This is a genomic window from Armatimonadota bacterium (assembly GCA_017993055.1).
Classification (GTDB): Bacteria; Armatimonadota; UBA5829; order DTJY01; family DTJY01; genus JAGONM01.
The window spans coordinates 102,474-121,401 of sequence record JAGONM010000003.1 but is presented as its reverse complement, the minus strand read 5'-3'; the positions used below and the strand labels follow the sequence as shown (position 1 = coordinate 121,401).

Below are 18,928 nucleotides of genomic sequence, written 5' to 3'. Positions count from 1 at the left end.
AGGAAATGGCGACAGCGTATACGCCGGGGCTGAAGGTCAGTTCGCGGACAACCATCCGGAAGACAAGACGACTGCCTCTCAAAGGGGAAGTCGTTGCACAGATCGGCGAGACAGTCCAACCCGATGCCGTCGTAGCGCGGACCGAGCTGCCGGGGATCATGCAGACGCTTCGCGTCGCGGAGTTCCTGGGCCTCGAACCGGGCGACGTGGCCAAGGTGTTGAGGATCAACGAGGGAGACTACGTCGAGGCCGGCCAAGTGATAGCGGAGAGCAGGTCATTCTTCGGCCTCATGAAGAACGACCTGAAGTCCCCGATCTCGGGGACCGTCGAACTGATATCTCCGGTCTCGGGTCACGTCGGGGTGCGGCACAAGCCGATGCCCGTGGAGGTGACTGCCTACATCCCAGGTCAGATCGTCGAGACGATCCCCGAGGAGGGCGTGGTCATAGAGGCCACCGGCGCGCTGATCCAGGGCATCTTCGGGGTCGGCGGTGAGAAGATCGGCGAGATCCAGGTCATCGTCGAGAGCCCCGATCGGATCGTCGACGCCGATCAGATCACCGAGCAAATGGCGGGCAAGATCGTCGTGACCGGCGCGAATATCACCGGCGCAGGACTGAAGAAGGCGTCGAGCATCGGAGTCGCGGGCGTGGTGACCGGCGGGATCATTGACCTTGATCTGATCGACTTCCTCGGCTACGACATCGGGGTGGCGATCACCGGCCAGGAGAACATCCCGACGACGCTCATCGTCACAGAGGGGTTCGGCGTGATGACGATGGCGCACCGGACGTTCGACCTCCTGAAGTCGCTGGAAGGACGGCAGGCCTCGATCAACGGCGCGACCCAGATTCGCGCGGGCGTCATCCGCCCCGAGATCATAGTCCCAGCGACCTCCGAGGCCGAGAATGCGCCTGCCGACGCCGAGCAGACCCTCGACATCGGCACAAGACTCCGCGTCATCCGCGAGCCCTACTTCGGCATCCTCGGGCACGTGACCGCGCTCCCCCAGGAGTTGATCGTCATCGAGTCCGGTGCGAAGGTCCGCACCCTCGAGGCCAAGCTCGACGACGGCCGGACGGTGACTGTCCCCCGAGCGAATGTGGAGATCATCCAGGAGTAGGCGCGGCATCTGGGGATTCCGAGCACTCGGCATACGCGTGCGACATGAGGCTACGGCTTCCACTCCACTGTCTTCCCGCCGACGACACGGGTGAGGAGCGGTTGGCCGTCCTTGACGCGGACGAGCGCGAACCGGCCGTCCGTCGTGAGCGGACTCCCCTGCTCCGCCTGGCCGACGTAGATCCAGTCGGTCAACCCGTCGTGTATCACCTTCACGAGCCCGTGCTCCACGTCGCAGACCACATAGAGCTTCCCATCGTACGGGTAGAGCACCGAGGTAAACTCAGCCGACTTCCCCGTCTTCCGCGAGATGATCAGCGGGACCCTGTGGTTCGTCGTCTCGGCGGGACACTTCGCGGAGGCGACGGTGTACGTCCCCTGGTCGAGCATGAAGAGCCCGAGCCCCTGCCCGCCGAGGTCCCATCTGGCCTGCCACTTGCCGTCCGCCGAGTGTGTCCTGACCGAGTCCACGAAGGCGTATTCCGGCGCGTCGGACGTATCGGATGGGATGAGCCCCATGCGCAGGTCGCCCTCGGAGCGGAGGAGCCAGTCATAGGTATGTTCAGAGTCGCTGGTGAGGCGGTCGAGCATTACGTAGTACCCGCCCACACGGATGACGGTGCGCCCGTGAACCACGCCGGGATACGCCTCCTCGGTCTCGGCTTCAGCCACCTCGAATAACTCGTCCCCCTCGAAGCAGTTCAGCTTCCGTTCCTTCGTGCCGGCCTGGTTCTTCCCATCGACGATCACCGTGTTGTGGCCCGCCGTGGACCTGTACCACGCCAGCGCAGGTGAGCCGTATCCACACGTCCCGTAGTCCGCGACCCACAGCTTCCCGTTCGCCCAGAGCGTGATCCCCATCTTGTCAGGCTGGCCGTGGCCGAGGTAGGGGCCGTAGTCGAAGGTCAGCATGCTCTTGTCGTCCGAGCGAAGCGTCGCGATGCCAAGGACGGGGAAGTTAGTCGAGCGGAGTTCCGGCTTCGGGCACTCGCACTCGAATCCGTCGCCCTTCAGGAATGCCCACAACCCGGCGCGCTTCGCGTTCTGCGCCAAATAGCCCTCCCGGAGCGCCCAGCCGATCTCCGGATCGCCGGTCCGGAGGTAGGCCAGCTCATACTGATCGAGCGGGAGGAACGAGTTGAACCAGCCGTCGTTGATCGCGGGCAGGCGCGTGTCGGGATACATGTATCCGAGCGGCGATGTGAACATCGCCTTGAGGCTCTTGCCCGGCTTGGCCTCCCAGTGGAATAGGTCGGTCCCGCTCTGCCATGCCGCCTCCGCGAGGTAGAGGAACGCGCCGAGCGGATAGAAGTGGTATGTGTGCACCGACTCCGGCCAGAGTCCGTCGTCGCCGAGTTGATTGGCAATCTGCGACTTGAAGCTCGTCACCGCGTAATCAATCAGCTCCTGGTCGCCGATCGCATATCCGATCACGCCGGTCGCCGAGAGATGCCACGATCCCCAGTTGCCGCCGATGCCCATCGCCTTCAGTCCCGCTGCGACCGGACGGAAGAGCTTGCCCTCGATCTTCTCCCGCAGTTCGGGAGTCATCGCCGAGGGGTCGTAGGTGAGGTCGTAGGCCCAGGCAAGAGGGATAGACCAGACCGACTCGCAGAGCGATTGATACATGATGCCGCCCTCGACCGCCGACGTGTGCGGTCCGGGGTAGGCGTCGGCATACTTCGACAGGATCTCGACCGCCTTCTCCGCATATCGTGCGTCACCCTCGATGGCGTAGGTCAGCGCGAGGGCGAAGGCGCCTCGGGAGAGCATGTTGTGCTCCCACCATCGGATGCCGCCGTCGTATCGCTCGCCCTGGTAGACCTTGCCGCAGACGGGGCATTTGTAGCCCTCGGGATGCTCTTTCATGTCCGAGGGGACTTCGAGCTGGTTGCCGTCGTCACAGAAGAAGTTGTGGAAATGGCCGCTCCGCCCGGGGATGACGATCTCGCGGTCTAGCCACAAGTCGGCGTCGGCCTTGATGCCCTGCCCGAGGCTGAGCGCATAGGGATTCGGAGTGGTGTGATAGAGGTCCTTCTTCCAGCCGTCCTTCTTGACCTCCTCACGTAGGCGGACCAACTCCTGGGAGTTCAGTAGAACCCGGGGTCTTAAGTCGGAGGCGCCGGCATTCGACGCGAGCATCAATGCGCCGAGTCCGATGACGAGCGCGAGTCCATGCCAGGAGAACATACGGTGATACCTCTGCGGATATGAACGCTGCCGACATGTTCCGCAGATCGTGGCGCGAGACCTGCCCGAGGTGCTATTGTCACTCTCGACTGCCCGTGATGAGGAACACTGCGAACCGCTTGGTCTCACCACTCGCAACCTCTTTGGTAGTCCTGTGCGCGGTGGATACTTCCACTCCGCTGAAACCCCTATCCGTAAAGAGCCGCCTCATGTGCTGCCTGTCGAAGCCGAAGTGGCGGATCCCGGTGTTGTCCGCGTGGAAGTCGCCATCCTCCGTATCGAGATCGGCGACGGCCAGGATTCCGCCGGGCTTGAGCATCCCTCGCAGGGTGCGCAGGAGCGCTTCCACGTCGGCGATGTGATGAAATGTCATGACGCTGTAGATGAGATCCCACTTGGCATCAGGCAGGGGCTCGGACTCGAAATCGCAGCAGAGGGTCTTGACGTTCGAGATGCCCTGCATCTTGACCTTCTGCCTGAGGACTGACAGCATTCCCTCGGAGCTGTCGACCGCCCTGATGCTGTGGACGAACGGCCAGAGCGCCAGCGCAACCAATCCCGTTCCGGCGCCGAGGTCCATGACATCCATCTTCAGGTCTAGCGGGACCTGACGCCGGATCGCCTTCGCGACGGCCTGCGCCCTCTTCACGGCATGCGGCTGATCGTAGGTCTCTGCGAGCTTATCGAAGTCTCTCTTGGGTGAGTCGGTCATTTGACCTCCCCACCGGTATCGCTACACCCGACATTGCCAATCATGGGCTGAATGAGGCTGCAGGCATACGCCGGGCGGACCATGCCGAGCCGGTATGTCATGCCGTTTCTCAACTTCAGTTCCAGACACCGGCCAGTCGTGACAAAGAACGTGCGAGTCTTCCTCAGGCGCTTCCAAGTGAACAATTCCTGGCGGAGGGGGCGGCACTCGATGATATCATCTAGGGGGAAGCGCTTTCTCACCGGGCCGCAGTGGAACGCAACACCCTCGGGACTGATAACAACCTTGCGAAACAGGAAAGAAGCGAAGATCACCATGCAGACGATTCCTACGACAGCATAGCCCCACCCTTCCTGACCAACGACCGCAAGGGTGCACATCACCGCAAGGAACAACGCAAACCCGACCCACCACCAGTCCACCTCCTTATCGACGTAGATGCCGGGTGTATCCGACTCCGGAGGCGCGGATTCAGGGGTCTCTTCATGAGGAAGGAACGGACGACGCCACTCGAGTACGGCGGTCAGACCAATACCGATCAGTAGCATCGCGGCAAGCAGCGAGAACATCCTCTCCAGCATATCCACCCTTGGCACCGGACTGGTCGCTTCGTAGGTCACACATACAAGAAGCAACGCAATCCAGGTCTCCAATAGAACCCCGGCTGGCCACACGAGAGACGGCCAGTTGAACCTCTTGGCCTGCTCCTGAGCAACCCACCCATGATTGAAACGTAGTCCGAGAGTCCAGAAGAACGTCGCCATGACGACCCGCGAGATGATGATCCCGCCCATGGTCATCTTGTCAGACGACTGCATCTCGCACACGAAAGGATGTTCCGCAAGTGTCAGGTAGTAGAAGAGCACGGCACCGATCCCCGACGCAACGGCCAGCGCGGATACGATCTCAAGCTGCCAGGGATGGTCCTTCATGAATTGCCGCATTATCCTGCCTCTCCAGAAGTGTAGACACTTGTTCGATCCGGAAGCTGCACCTCAGAAGACCGGGCTCAGCTTGTCGGAGACGTGGTGCTCATCTGCTATCTTCCTCAGACGGCGGCCCAAATCCTGGCAGTAGGCCTTGTACTCGTCCGCGTCGTAGAAGAGCGCGCGGTAGAGATCGAGTAGTTCGGGGTGATGGCGCTTGAGAAATGGGACGACCGAGTTCCAGACCCCCGGCTTCGGGTTCAGCTTGTCGGCAAAGATGTGGTCGAGCGGGAGATGCGCGATTGCCGAGACCAACGCGTCGAGCGCCTCATCGGTGTCGGAGAGCCCCGGCATGAACGGCCCGAGGAACGCACCCGACTTGATCCCGCGCGAACACGCCTCCTCCAGGGCCGCGATCCGCTCGCGGGTCGGCGATGCGCCCGGCTCGATGCGATACCTGAGCCGCTCGTCCATTGTGGTGAGCGTGCAGGAGACATCGCACCGGTCGTAGCCCGCGAGGATATCGAAGTCGCGCGTTACCAGCTTGCTCTTCGTCAGAATGCCGACGTGGAAACCCGCGTCCACCAGTATCCCGAGACACTGACGCGTGAGGCCGAATCGCTTCTCCGCCGGCTGATAGGCGTCGCAGACCGAGCTCATGAACACCTTCGCGGGCCGCTTGCGCTGGACTTCCTTCCGCAGGACCTCGGGCGCATTGACCTTGGCGTCGACGAACGTGCCCCACGGCTCTTCATGGCCACTGAAACGCTTCATGAACCGGGCGTAGCAATAGATGCAGTTGTGCAGGCATCCCGTGTAGCAGTTGACGCAGTAATCCGAGATGCCCGACTTGCCTAGGATGGTTTTCGCGTGGACTTCGTTGATGACAGCCATGCGGACATTGTAGCAGGAAATCAGAGCTCGTAGAACCTGCTCAGTCTCTGGAGGGCGTCCAGCTTCTCCCGGTCGCCGACCTTCGCGCGCTCGACAGCCTGCTTGACGACCGAGATCGAGCGGTCGTAGTTCGGCTTGTCCACCGGATACGGGAAGCCATCCTTACCCCCATGCGCGAAACTATACTTCGCCGGGTCGCGGGTCGAGGCCGGGACACCATACACCAGATCCGCGATCATCGCCAGCGCACGGACAGACTTCGCGCCGACTCCCTGAATCTCGAGAAGCTCCTTGAAGCTCTGGGGCTTGACTTCATATGCCTTGAGCAGGATGCGACTGAGCGACTTCGGGTTGAGATCGGCGATCAGGACCTCGTGATGCTTCGGCATGCTCAACGCCTGCATCCGCTCGATCTCGTGCCCGAGCTTCTCCGGCTTCTCAGACGCGAGGAGGGCAGTCGTCCGGCGCGACTCAGCCGCCTCGCCCGCGACCATGTTCAGCATGAGTTGCCCCCGATTGTCGGAACACACCGCCGCATGGGGCTCGTTCACGAAATCCTCCACGCCGGTCGAGAGCCAATGATACCGCCGAGCCCATCCGTTAGTATCGTTCATCCCCTGCTGGATGACCGCCCACTTGCCGTTCTTGTCGAAGAGAAAGACGTGGTGATAGAGCTGATAGCCGTCCTGAACTGCTGTGTTGTCAACCTTGGCGGACATCCTGCTCGCATAGACGAGCTTGTCCGGCTCGACGGCGATGGAGTGCTTCTCGGCGTGGATGCGTATCTCGTCGGGCGTCTTGCGGGACACCTTGCCCTTTCCGCCGGCGACGAAGAGGCCGAGGTCGCCCTCCATCCCCTTGATCCCCTCCTTGATCGCGCCGCATACGGTGGTGGTCACACCGGAACTGTGCCAGTCGAAGCCGAGAACGCATCCCAGCGCCTGGAACCAATACGGGTCGGAGAGCTTGCGGAGGACCGCCTCCGTGCCGAACTCCATGACCGTGAGGGAGACGATCTCGCGCCCGAGCCTCGTCATGCGCTGGAAGAGCCACGACGGCGCCTGTCCTCCGTGCAGCGGCAGACTGGCAGTACCGGTTCTCATCTCACGGCCTATGATCCCATATTGTCCTTCACCACGTGGCCGGCCTTCGTGTCGTATCGGAGCGCCTTCTCACTGTGGTGGCGGAAGATGTTGTCCTTCACGACCCAGTTACGGCAACCCTTGTCGAGCACCAGGCCGACCGTGTGCCTGACCGAGTTCGAGTCCCAACTGAAGATCTGGTTCTGGCAGAAGGTCGTGTCAACCGCATCGTACGCGATCACCGCCGGGAACTTGCCGCTGTTGTGCTCGGAGTTCGTATGGATCGTGTTGCCGGTGATGATGTTGAGCTGGCTCGGGTCACCGCCTTTGGGATCACCGACCACTATGCCGCTCTCGTAGCTCTGCTCGAAGCGATTGTTCTCGACGCGGTTGAAGTTCACTCCGACCATGCGGAGGGCCACCGTGTTCCCCCAGTGGTAGTTGAGAGTGTAGCTCCCCGCCGACGAGTGATCGAGCAGGCATCCCGTGCGGGGCGTCCGTTCACCGCCCCGGCCGAACTGGTTGCCGGTGATGTAGAAATCGTTGTTCGCGCGGCTGTAGAGCTGATCACCGAGATTGTTGGTCAGCCAGCAGTTGCTCACACTGTTCGAGGAAAACGGCGTTCTCACATCGCCCTCGAAACGGATGCCGCTTTCGGGGAACATGTCGATGTGGCAGTAGTCAATCATGTTGATGCCCGACCACTCGCCCCTGCGGAAGACGATCCCTGAGCCCTTGGAGGCCTTGCTGTCACCCGTGATGTCGAGGTTGCGCACCCAGCACATCCAGCACGAGCCCTCGAAGACGATCGCGTCTCCGTCGCCCTGCTTGACGATCTTCGTATTCCAGCCACTCCCGATCAGGCAGACCCGGCTCTTCTGCTTGATCAGGATCGTGTCCTTGATCGTATACGTCCCCGGCAGCAGAGTGATCGTCGCATCCCCCTCAGGCGGAATCCTGGAGATCGCCGCCAGCAGCCCGTCGGTGTCCGACACCGTGAAGCACGCAGGCTTTGGAGCCTGTCCCTCGGCGAAACACGCCGGCATCACTGCGATGCAGAGCATAGGTATCATGGCTCGGAACACATCTGACCTCCTAGGCGCTAAGCAACCCAATCGCACACGCACCGGCGATGATCCCGGCGATTCCATAGGGACCGATTCGCTCCCTGAACACGACCTTCCCGACCAGCGCGACCATCAGCAGCGTGCCCCCATTGATGATCGGAAACGCTATGTAGCCCGGCAGCACAGCCGCCGCCGCCATGTTCGCACTCAGTCCGACCGCCGTACCGATCCCCCCGAGCGCGCCGATCACAACACTCTTCGCCTCGATAGGCTTGCGCTCCTGGTACATGTGTACCAGCGCCATCAGGCCGGCAACCGCATAGACAAAGAAGAGCACGATCGGAATGAACTCGCGCAGGCCGACCTTGCCCACCGCCTGGGTGCATACCATCGTCAGCCCGTTGAAGACGAACGCCGCGGATATGAGCCGTCGGTAGATCATTCCCCCGACCTCCCGGCGTCGATCCCGAGGAGCGCGACTGCGACTATCGTCAAGACGAATCCGGCATAGTGCCTTGCGTACGGAATCTCATGCCACAGGAACACCGAGGCAAGCACCGGGATCACAAGGCCGAGATTGATGATCGTCCACGAGGTCGAGATCCTGCCGAGAACGACCGCCTTCCGGAAGACGAAGATGCTAGCATAGATGAAGACGCCGTCCACCACCCCCAGCCAGACCGCGCTCACGGGGAACGTTCTGATCCCCGCGGCGGCTGTCCAGACGAGCACAATAAGCGCCGCCGACAGCAACAGGAAGAAGTTAACCTGCGCGTGGTCGCACCTGCGGCGTTCGGAGAGCTTGTATGTGATGCCGAGCATCGCGAAGGCGAACGCGGCGACGATCGAGTAGACGTATCCCACCGCGGCATTATACCGTCATAAACGCTTCCGGTTCAATGGTGGAAGAGCCTGAGCCCGGTGAAGGCCATCACCATACCGTACCCGTCGGCGGCGGCGATGATCTCCTCATCCCGCTGTGATCCGCCAGGTTCCGCGATGTACTTCACGCCTGTCCTGCCGGCCCGGTCAATGCTGTCCCTGAACGGAAAGTATGCGTCCGAGCCGAGCGAAACTCCCGCGAGCTTGTCGAGCCACTTGCGCTTTTCGCCCTTCGTAAGCCTCTTCGGGCTGCCAATCAGGTTCTCCATCATCTGAGCCTCCTCCGGCGGGGTGATGTCCTCCAGCAGAAAGAGGTCGATCGCGTTGTTCTTCTCGGCGCGGTTCATCCCCTCGCGGAACTGCAGATCGAGGACTCGTGGATGCTGCCTCAGCCACCACAGATCGGCCTTCCCGCCAGCGAGACGCGTGCAGTGGACGCGCGACTGCTGGCCGGCCCCGTTGCCGATCGCCTGACCGTCTTGCGCGAAGCAGGCTGAGTTCGACTGCGTGTACTTGAGCGTGATCAGAGCGATCATCATATCCCTGATAGCGCCGTCGGGCAAGTCCCTCTCTGCGGTCACGACCCTGCCGAAGAGTTCGGGGCCTATACGGACGTCGTTCGCGTGCTGCTGCAGGGCGACGCCGAGAACCTCGCGTGACTCCATCTCGCGCCGGCGGTATTCAGGATCAATCCGAATGACCAAGTACTTGCCCTTGCGCTTCGCCTTGAGAAGCGCCAGCGCATCGGTATCGTATTCCGGAGCGATCACCCCGTCGGAGACCTCGCGGGCGATCAATCGGGCAGTCGAGAGGTCGCATGTGTCACTCAGCGAGACGAAATCGCCGAACGACGAGACGCGGTCCGCCCCACGAGCACGCGCATAGGCCGTTGCGAGAGGTGAAAGCTCCATGTCTTCCACGAAGTACGCTTTCGTCAGGACATCGCTAAGCGGGATTCCGACCGCCGCCCCTGCCGGACTGACGTGCTTGAACGATGCCGCCGCCGGAAGTCCTATCGCCTCTCGAAGCTCTTTCACGAGTTGCCAGCCGTTGAGAGCATCGAGCATATTGATGTAGCCCGGCGCCCCGCTCAGAACCTCGATCTGCGGGCTGTGGTCAAACAGCACGACCTTGGCCGGCTTCTGATGCGGATTCAGCCCGTACCGCAACGGGATACTTCGCTCTGTCATGTCATGCCTCCTTGTATCGGTTCAACGTTCGATGTTCGCGCGCGGCCGCAAATGATATCGCCTGGGCACGCACCTACGGCGTCTGCCCAGGCGATCGGCATTTCTCGACCCCGGCACTCCATGCGGTCAATTCCGCTGAAAATCGCCAGTCACACCGGGATCGTCATTGAGATTCCACTGCAATCCGCGGACTGTACTAGCCGCACTTCGAGAAACCGCAGAAGCGGCAGACAATGCAGCCACCTTCGTGCTCGACGCTGCTTCCGCAGTCAGGACACGCGCCGACAAGGTTATCCAGAGTGCTGGACCACTTCGAGACCGTCGTCTCGGCCGTACCGGTCTGCTTGAACTGGACATAGTGCTCAAGCGCGATGCCGATAGCATCCGGGCATGACAGCACACGTCCGCCGTTGTCCCAACCGGGGGACGGGCAGACGTTACCGCGAAGCTGCTTGATCACCGCCTCCGGCTTCACACCCGCGCGAAGGGCGGTCGAGATAACCCTGGACACGGCATCTAACTGGGACGAAGCGCAGCCGCCTGACTTACCCATCCGCGCGAAGACCTCGCAGAGTCCGTCCTCGTCCTCGTTAATCGTGACATAGAGGCTTCCGCATCCGGTTTTCACTTTCTCCGTGACGCCGTAGGTCCTTACCGGCCGAGGCCGCGGAGCGAGGACTCCAGGAGCATCCTGCTGGGCGGCGTCCCTATCCTTCCTGCCAACACTCAGGACCTGCTCGTCCCGGCTTCCGTCGCGATAGACCGTGACCCCCTTGCAGCCTAACCGAAACGCAAGCTTGTAGACCTCGGAAACATCCTCAGTCGTCGCCGAGTTCGGGAAGTTGACGGTCTTCGAAACCGCGTTGTCCACGTACTTCTGGAAGGCCGCCTGCATCTTGATGTGCCATACCGGCGCGATATCGTGAGCGGTGACAAAGGCCCTCTGCATGTCGCCTGGAACGGAATCGAGGCCGCGGACCGACCCGTGTCGGGCGATCTCCTTCATCAACGCCTCGCTGTAGAGCCCGCGCTCCTCGGCCATCTGCCTGAACATGGGATTGGCTTCGATCATCTCCGTACCGTCGAGCACAGTGCGGATGTACGAGACCGCGAACAGCGGCTCGACACCGCTGGAACAGCCGGCGATGATCGAGAGCGTCCCCGTCGGCGCGATCGTGGTAACAGTCGCGTTTCTCATCTTGAGGCCTTCGGGCACATCATAGACGCTGCCCTCCCAGTTCGGGAAGGTCCCGCGCTCGGCAGCAAGTTCGCACGACATCTGACGCGATTCGTTCTGGATGAACGACATCACCTCTTCGGCGAGGTTTGTCGCCTGCTCGGAATCATACGGAGTGCCGAGTTTGATCAGCATGTCCGCAAAGCCCATCACGCCGAGACCGATCTTCCTGTTGCCCCGGACCATCGCGTCTATCTGCGGCAGAGGATACCGGCTGATGTCTATGACATCGTCAAGGAACCTTACCGCCGTCCGAACGGTCCTGCCGAGCTTCATGTAGTCCACCTTCGGCTCGCCCTCGTCGGCAACCATCGCGGCCAGGTTGATGGAGCCGAGGTTGCACGCCTCGTAGGGCAGGAGAGGCTGCTCCCCACACGGGTTGGTGCACTCGATCTCGCCCAGATGCGGCGTGGGATTGTCTCGGTTTATCCGATCAATGAAGATGATCCCCGGCTCGCCGTTGCGCCAGGCCATATTGACGATGGTATCAAAGACCCGCCGCGCGCCTAGCGACTTCACGACCTCCCGTGTACGCGGGTTAATCAGGTCGTAGTCCTCGCCCTTCTCGACAGCCTGCATGAACTCCTCGGTGATCAGCACGGAAATGTTGAAGTTGGTAAGACGATTGTTGTCCTTCTTGCAAGTTATGAAGTCAATGATGTTCGGATGGTCAATGCGCAGGCAACCCATGTTCGCGCCCCTGCGAGTCCCTCCCTGCTTGATCGCCTCGGTGGCGGAGTTGAAGACCTCCATAAAGGATATCGGCCCACTGGAGACCCCATTCGTGCTCTGAACCACGTCCTCGCTGGGCCTGAGTCTGGAGAACGAGAACCCCGTGCCGCCCCCGCTCTTATGGATCAGAGCTGTGTGCTTGATCGTCTCGAAAATGCTGTCCATAGAGTCTTCGATCGGCAGAACAAAGCAAGCCGCGAGCTGTCCGAGTTCCCTTCCGGCGTTCATGAGCGTCGGGCTGTTCGGCAGGAACTCGAGTCCAGACATCATGCGGTAGAACTGCTCCTCCACCTCTTTCACTTCGGAATCCGACCTGCCGTATCCGCGTTCGGCCTCGGCGATGGCGCAGGCTACCCTGTGGAACATCCCCTCAGGCGTCTCGACGCAGTTCCCCCTCTCGTCCTTCTGCAGGTATCGCTTCTCCAGGACGGTGAGCGCGTTTTGTGTCAGCATCTCCGTGAAATCCTCCATGGCAACAAGAATGAGCCGGCATCTTGCCAGCGAGAAACCTCTAGGCGGTGTCGGTATCGAGAACTTCGACCAGTTCCTTGAACTGGGTAACATCCTCGAACTGACGGTAGACAGATGCGAATCTGATGTAAGCGACCTTGTCCAAATCGTGAAGCTTACTGATGACCATCTCGCCGATGTCTGTCGAACTGACTTCGCGCTCGCCCCGATTGTTCAGAGCGCGCTCGATCTCCTCCACGGCCTGCTCCAACTGCGCCAAACTGACAGGACGTTTCTCGCAGGCTGTGAGCATTCCTCTAAGAATCTTTGAACGATCGAACGGCTCTCTGCGAAGGTCCCTCTTTGCCACCATCAGACGCATCTCCTCGATCTCCTCATAGGTGGTGAACCTTCGGGCGCACTCGAGGCACTCCCGACGACGCCTTATCCCCTCCCCGTCACGCACCGAGCGGGAGTCCAGAACCTTGTCATCATTGTGACCGCAGTAGGGGCATTTCATGATCTAATCTCGACAATGCACCACAAGTTGTAGTGGTACGGTCCAGTCTACCACACAATATATTCCATGTCAAGGAGTCAATGCGTGACAGGATGCACACTGCGGAAACGTCCTCGGAGAAGCCCCGGATGCACAACTCACTGCCCGGCGATATCCGGGATGCGGTCGGTCAGGAAGAACTCGATCTCGTAGTCGGCATCGAGGAGATGCGGGATCAGCACCCTCGCGCACTCCCAGTCGCCTTCAAGATCGAGGGCGTATACGGCCCAGGAATAGCCGGATCGGATGCGGGGTACGAGCGGAGGCACGCGCCACGTGTCCATCCAGACCCCGTCCAGCCAGACAGAACACTGTGCCAGCCCGGGATCCATCGAGGGTCGCACGGGTTTGCCGGTCTTCAGATACCTGATGACCAGCACCATGCCCGATACCCTGGGGTGAGGCCAGTCCTCCCGGCAAGTGCTGCTGCTGGAATACGCGAGCGGCCGGATGACCGGCTCGGGCTGCGACACGACACCGGGGTCGTCCAGAGCAATGAAGTAGCGTCCCTGCCGACCGAAGCCGAGCCGAGAGTAGTCGCGAGTCCCGGGATAGTAGACGGCGTACCCGCCACCGTGGAGACCGGTGGGTTCGTTGCCGATGTACAGTTCCCCTCGAAGACCGCGCAGATCGAGGAGGATGGGGTATCCCTCCCATTCCCTGGGAAGTACAGCGCGATATCTGAACCCGACACCTGTCTGATAGCATATCCTTGCGGCTTCCATGACCGCCCGAGACGGGACATCCGAGGGCAGCGAGACCGGCGTGATCGGCATGCGGTACTTCCCCGCGTGATCCAGTCGGGATTCGAACAGCGCGTAGTGCTCTTCTGACGGAGCCACTTCGATCATCTTCAGTTCCCAGGGATCGAACCGAAGCTTGCATCCAGCCCACTCGAGCATACTGCCGGCCTGGGTGCTCGGGAACAACTCGATGCACATGTTTCGCACCTCTGGATTGCAGCCCACGTCCAGCGCGTGCAGATCCAAGCTGTCCGCTGTCCAGGACGGATTGAAGATCGCGACCAGGCCCTTGCCGTCTTTGACATTCGAATAGCCGTATATCTGCTGCTCCGCGGCAGTGCCGAGAATGCGACGCGAATGCCCGAACGCCTGCGCGTACGCATCGTGATGCTGCACCAGCCGCTGCAGGAAGAGCTTGTCGTCGTCATCGAGGATCGTGAGGTCTCCAGCCAGGAAGAGTTGGTTGCTTCTTGCGGCAGACATCACGGCGCTCTTGCGCCACGACTGCTTGCCGCACCAGAAGTTGGCGTCAGAGAAGTTGACGTACGTACCTGCGTCCAGTTCGAAGAAGCGATGATCCAAATCCGTATGGAGTATCTGGCTGTCGCGGATGGTCGGCGCTGGGATGTCCGAGGGATCTTCCTTCCCGGCGACGACGTAATCCGCGTATTCGAGCCACCAAGGCGACCTCGAGAAGCTCGTCGCGTAGATTACCATCTCCGGACTAGCGGACTTGATCTGGGCAAAGACCCGTTTCATCGTCTGCGCGGCCTGATACCGTGCGTATCTGCCGCACAAGTGCCCGTGAGACGAATTCTCGCAGGACCAGACGGCGTAGTCGGTCTTGACGAGCTTGAGGCCGTACTTCGAGTTCAGATCCAGGATGGACCTCGCAAGGTCCTCCGCAAACCCATCCCTTGAGGGACATCCCAGCCCGAACCACATTCCGAGGCCGATCTTCTCCGCACTCAGCCGTGACACGATGCCGTCAAAGCTGGGGCCGGGGAACTTCGCCTCGGTGTCCAACTCATAGCGCCCCGTTTCGACGGGATTCTCGTCTTCTGACCAGTACCCGTAGTCAAGTATGAAGTACTCAAACGGAATGTGCCAATCGGACTTGAGAGCGGCAACTTCGTTCAACTGCTCCACCACCGAAAGCTCGCTCGGGCCCTCGCATTCGTGCGCTCCACGCGTGCAGTAGTATGTGAGCAAGTGGTCCGGCTTACGTATCCGCAACTCATCCGTGTATTGCCGAAGGGCTTCCTCCGGATCGCTCGCGGCGAACTCCAGAATGGCGCGCTCAGTCTCATAGGAGTCGCCTGGAAGGATGGTAGCTGCAGGGTAGTACTCAAGGATGCACTCACCGTGAGAGACGCGGTTCTCGGCTTCCGGATGCTCGACGGCGAAGTATCCCAAGCCGCCAACGAAGACCGGCCAGCCACGACCCCCGCCCCAAGCACACCCCTTACCAGACAGCGGAAACCTCTCCAGCACGACATCGAATAGGACGAACGGGGCATCACCGGTATTCCGAATCGTCAGCCACTTGCGCAACCTGCAACCCGGACCTGCGCTGAAGTGCACGCGGACTTCCATTCGCGGGTCAGAGCATTCGAACCGCAGGACCGCGAGGCGGTTGTCATCCTCATCGCTGATCAGTTCGCAGTCGAACGATGCCACCTCCAACGAAGGCTTCACATCGCCGGGTGTGCCGAAACGCAGCACGAACTCCGGGCCTTCCCCGGGCGCAATACTTGCATTGCCCTCCAGATCGCCCATTTCGAGCGTGCGACATGACTGTCTGCGGACCACGCGGTATGCTCCGGGCGATTCGGTGCTGGCTATTCGGATGGATTCGCTCAATGAAACCTCTGTTGAGACCGACGATCGGAAGTTCCAGAAGGTGCGCCCAAGGCTCCAGCCTCTGCGGCCTGACCTATCGAGTTCACCTACTCAACCTCGACCGAAGGGGGATTGATGTACGAGTGATAGCTGTCGGACACCTTGCCAGCCGCGACATCACCATCGTGCACGTGTATACGATAGGAGAAAGCGAGACATCCCCCCGCCCTGATCATGTGACTGCCGTCCCAAGCCCTGTCGCCTCTGTACTCCGAGAGCGCGAATGGATTCGCGGTCATCAAGCCGTAGTCCCGAACGTGCCAGTAGGTCGGGTGGCGGAAGTTCGCCGGGTGATCAAATACCGCTATGCCAACGGTTCGCCCCGATACCGGCCCGGAATAGTCGCACCAGTGCGCCCTCCTGCCCCAAGTCTCCGCCTCAGTGACGGCACCGAACGAGTTGGTGATCAACCCGCCCTTGTTGCCATCCATCGAGGTCGCGACGCGGATTGAGCAGATGCCCCCCTCTTTCGTGTCTCCAAAAACCGTATCACCTTCCGTTGCCCGAAACTCGACCGTCATATCTATGACGCGAGAGGCGCCCGGAAGGTTATAGACCGTGAAAGATCTCTGCTCCTCGAGCACCTTGCACCCCCGGGCGTCGAGCCAGTCGTTGACCGTCCGCAGACGGGCAAAGACCGGCCCGCCCACCTTCTCGAGGAACTCCCGATGGCGCTGGACTCCATGACCCTCCATCTCTGACCAGTTGTCGCAACCGTTCACATCTCCATGCGCGATCCATAGGGATCGGTGATGCGCGTGATCGCTGGTCTCACCGGGTACATCCCTAATCATCGGGTAGCCGCGGGTAACTCCATTACCCCCCGGGCCGACGATCGGATGTAGGAACGGCCGGGCGTACTGCTCGCCATACTCATAAACGGTAAACAAGGCCCCGGAGATACGGAACTCGACGGAGTTCTTTCGATCGATCAGTTCGACCGCTGATTCGGCCCGGGTCTCGCACTTCTCCGCGAACCTGTACTTCCGGGATTCGCCTTCGGACATCGGCTCGCAGATCCAGACTATGCGGTCGCCATCCACCTGCGCGTGGATGCACGTGCCGTTTGGTCCGATCAGGCCCACGGCCGCCCCGTGCTTCAACCCCGGCATCTCCACCGATATCGGGGTGCTCTCGCAGCCGTGCCTAGCTGAAGTCACTATCACTCGCTTCTCAATCACGTGAAACCTCCCAAGGCCTTCATCGCCGGCGGGCCGCCTCTATGCCAACCTGTTCACCTGAGCCCGTTTCGATTCCTGCACCGAGCCCATTGACACACCCGCCCGAGCTAGGCTAAGCTAGACACGCACTTGGAGGTTCAAAGCACGAGGTCACCAGTCCCGCCAGTCTGAGCCTTGGTCTTTGGACTGAACCGGAGGTGACGCAATGAAGATTCTCGTGCTCCCTATACCCTCACTACGCGGGCGGCTGTTCTCTTCTGAAGCCCAGCAGCGACTGGAAGCGCTCGGCGATCTGACACTCAATCCTGAGGAGCACAACTACTCGACCGACGAACTTGCCGACCTCGTTCCCGGGCATGATGCGGCTCTCACGAGTTGGGGCTCGCCGAGATTCACTCCAGAGGTCGTGGAGCGCGCCGATCGGTTGAAGGTGATCTCACACGCCGCGGGATCGCCGCACGGAATCCTCACCCCAGCAGTCTTCGAACGAGGGATCTCAGTATGCACCTCTCAGCCGGCGATGGCGATCTCCGTCGCCGCGATGACCGTCGCGATGATGGAGATAATGCTGCGCAACGCCGTCAACTGGGCGGTCAGTATCCGGGAGAAGCAGTGGTTTCGGCCTGAGGGAGTCGCACCCGCTCGGGAGCTGAACGGCAAGAAGGTCGGCATCATCGGCGCGAGCCTTATCGGGCGGGAGGTGATCCGTTACATCAAGCCGTGGGATGTGGAGTTATTTATCGCCGACCCCTACATATCGGACGATGGCGCAGACGCGCTCGGTGCTAAGAGGGTCTCGCTCGAATGGCTGATGGCGGAGTGCGACGTGATCAGCCTGCACGCGCCATCGAACGAATCTACGCGAGGGATGATCACGCGGGAGCATCTGCAGGCGATCAGGGAGGGTGCCGTGTTCATCAACACCGCACGAGGGGCGATCGTCAATCATGAGGCGCTGCTCGAAGAATTGAGGACCGGACGGTTCTCGGCGGCGCTTGACGTCACCGACCCCGAGCCGCTGCCGCAAGGCCACGAGATGTACTCGCTGCAGAACGTCGTATTCACGCCGCATATATCCGGAGGCACGCCAGAGATGGTCCGTCGTCAGGGCGAGGCGGCCGTGCGCAACCTCGAGCTGTTTTTTTCCGGCGAGAGGCCCGAACGCCTCGTCACGGCAGAGATGATGGAGTTTATTGCCTAGAGACGGCAGCCAAGAAGTCACCGGTGGGACCAGCACCGCACCCACCCGATCGCCTGTCAACGAGCGCTGTCAGAGGTCTCCTGATGGTACGCAAACGCATTGTGTTGGTGGATTGACTCCTCGGATTCGCACTCAACCTCGAACCAACGGATGCGCTCGTCCTTTCGCAGGGCCAAGACGCAGTCACGGACGACGTCCTCGACGAATCTGGGATTTGAGAACGCCCGCTCGGTGACGTACTTCTCATCCGCACGCTTCAGAAACGGATATACCTGTGCGCTGCCCTGATCCTCGAGCAGACGAACGAGTTCCTCGATCCAGACAAACCGACCATGCACGAATCGGACACTAGCTCGGATGTTCGCGCGCTGGTTGTGTGCCCCGCACTCGGAGATCTCTTTGCTGCAGGGGCAGACGGTCTGAACTGGAACTTCGACACCGAGGCGGAAATCGAAGTCGTCTTCCTTGAGGCTGCCGGAGAAGCAGCTCTGATACCCTAGGATGCTCTTCATTTTCGACACGGGAGCACGTTTCTCTATGAAGTACTTGAAGCGCAGGTCGGCATGAGCCATCTCGGCCTTGAGGACGGTCTTCGCCTGCTGGAGGATGGCCTTCAACTCAGGGCCTGATACGGGCCTGTTACGCCACTCCTCCAGTACCTGGATGAAGCGGCTCATGTGCGTGCCTTTCAAGTAGTGCGGAAGATCGGCGGTCAGGGTGACTCCCGCAAGTACCGTCTGATGCCCATCGCGGAGAGCCTTGATCTGAAACGGAATCTCGACCCCCTTGACCCCCACACGCTGCAGAGGCACGTGTCTTCGATCCTCGCAGCTCTGCGTATCCTTCAGTTCGCCTGG

16 protein-coding genes are annotated in these 18,928 nt (G+C 60.9%); 2 read left to right on the top strand and 14 right to left on the bottom strand.

Annotation, left to right across the window (positions count from 1 at the left end):
- Nucleotides 1–5 precede the first annotated feature (5 nt).
- Nucleotides 6–1,124, top strand: a complete 1,119-nt coding sequence (locus KBC96_02240; GenBank protein MBP6963204.1) for a hypothetical protein — start codon at nt 6–8, stop codon at nt 1,122–1,124.
- A gap of 50 nt (nt 1,125–1,174) precedes the next feature.
- On the opposite strand, the gene KBC96_02235 is transcribed toward KBC96_02240, so the two are convergent.
- The 13 genes from KBC96_02235 to KBC96_02175 form a co-directional block, all read right to left on the bottom strand.
- Nucleotides 1,175–3,313: an alginate lyase family protein gene (locus tag KBC96_02235; protein MBP6963203.1), complete on the bottom strand. Its 2,139-nt coding sequence runs from the start codon at nt 3,311–3,313 to the stop codon at nt 1,175–1,177.
- A 79-nt stretch (nt 3,314–3,392) separates the two neighbouring features.
- Nucleotides 3,393–4,025: a methyltransferase domain-containing protein gene (locus KBC96_02230; GenBank protein MBP6963202.1), complete on the bottom strand. Its 633-nt coding sequence runs from the start codon at nt 4,023–4,025 to the stop codon at nt 3,393–3,395.
- Nucleotides 4,022–4,969: a hypothetical protein gene (locus tag KBC96_02225; GenBank protein ID MBP6963201.1), complete on the bottom strand. Its 948-nt coding sequence runs from the start codon at nt 4,967–4,969 to the stop codon at nt 4,022–4,024. Before KBC96_02225 ends, KBC96_02230 begins: the two co-directional genes overlap by 4 nt.
- Before the next feature lie 51 nt (nt 4,970–5,020).
- A complete protein-coding gene (locus KBC96_02220; GenBank protein MBP6963200.1) occupies nt 5,021–5,845 on the bottom strand; it encodes a radical SAM protein in 825 nt (274 codons plus the stop codon).
- A 20-nt stretch (nt 5,846–5,865) separates the two neighbouring features.
- Nucleotides 5,866–6,948, bottom strand: coding sequence for a DUF763 domain-containing protein (locus KBC96_02215; protein ID MBP6963199.1), 1,083 nt, complete (start codon nt 6,946–6,948; stop codon nt 5,866–5,868).
- Between the two features lie 8 nt (nt 6,949–6,956).
- On the bottom strand, nt 6,957–8,012 hold the full coding sequence (locus KBC96_02210; GenBank protein MBP6963198.1) for a right-handed parallel beta-helix repeat-containing protein: 1,056 nt from the start codon (nt 8,010–8,012) through the stop codon (nt 6,957–6,959).
- Between the two features lie 10 nt (nt 8,013–8,022).
- Nucleotides 8,023–8,436, bottom strand: coding sequence for a hypothetical protein (locus tag KBC96_02205; GenBank protein ID MBP6963197.1), 414 nt, complete (start codon nt 8,434–8,436; stop codon nt 8,023–8,025).
- Entirely contained in the window at nt 8,433–8,858 is a 426-nt protein-coding gene (locus KBC96_02200) for a hypothetical protein (protein ID MBP6963196.1), read from the bottom strand. Before KBC96_02200 ends, KBC96_02205 begins: the two co-directional genes overlap by 4 nt.
- Before the next feature lie 32 nt (nt 8,859–8,890).
- Nucleotides 8,891–10,066, bottom strand: a complete 1,176-nt coding sequence (locus tag KBC96_02195) for a phosphoribosylaminoimidazolecarboxamide formyltransferase (protein ID MBP6963195.1) — start codon at nt 10,064–10,066, stop codon at nt 8,891–8,893.
- Between the two features lie 196 nt (nt 10,067–10,262).
- The gene (locus tag KBC96_02190) at nt 10,263–12,506 is read right to left on the bottom strand and encodes a vitamin B12-dependent ribonucleotide reductase (GenBank protein MBP6963194.1); all 2,244 of its coding nucleotides are present in this window, start codon (nt 12,504–12,506) and stop codon (nt 10,263–10,265) included.
- 40 nt (nt 12,507–12,546) lie between these two features.
- Entirely contained in the window at nt 12,547–13,005 is a 459-nt protein-coding gene (nrdR, locus tag KBC96_02185; GenBank protein MBP6963193.1) for a transcriptional repressor NrdR, read from the bottom strand.
- 137 nt (nt 13,006–13,142) lie between these two features.
- Nucleotides 13,143–15,650, bottom strand: coding sequence for a hypothetical protein (locus tag KBC96_02180; protein ID MBP6963192.1), 2,508 nt, complete (start codon nt 15,648–15,650; stop codon nt 13,143–13,145).
- A gap of 86 nt (nt 15,651–15,736) precedes the next feature.
- Nucleotides 15,737–16,870 carry a PmoA family protein gene (locus tag KBC96_02175; protein MBP6963191.1) on the bottom strand — a complete coding sequence of 378 codons (1,134 nt, stop codon included), beginning with the start codon at nt 16,868–16,870 and terminating at the stop codon, nt 15,737–15,739.
- 205 nt (nt 16,871–17,075) lie between these two features.
- Here KBC96_02175 and KBC96_02170 point away from each other — a divergent pair, with 205 nt between their 5' ends.
- Nucleotides 17,076–18,071 carry a hydroxyacid dehydrogenase gene (locus KBC96_02170; GenBank protein MBP6963190.1) on the top strand — a complete coding sequence of 332 codons (996 nt, stop codon included), beginning with the start codon at nt 17,076–17,078 and terminating at the stop codon, nt 18,069–18,071.
- A 56-nt stretch (nt 18,072–18,127) separates the two neighbouring features.
- Here KBC96_02170 and KBC96_02165 read toward each other — a convergent pair whose 3' ends face one another.
- Nucleotides 18,128–18,919: a GTP cyclohydrolase I FolE2 gene (locus KBC96_02165; GenBank protein ID MBP6963189.1), complete on the bottom strand. Its 792-nt coding sequence runs from the start codon at nt 18,917–18,919 to the stop codon at nt 18,128–18,130.
- Between the last annotated feature and the right edge of the window lie 9 nt (nt 18,920–18,928).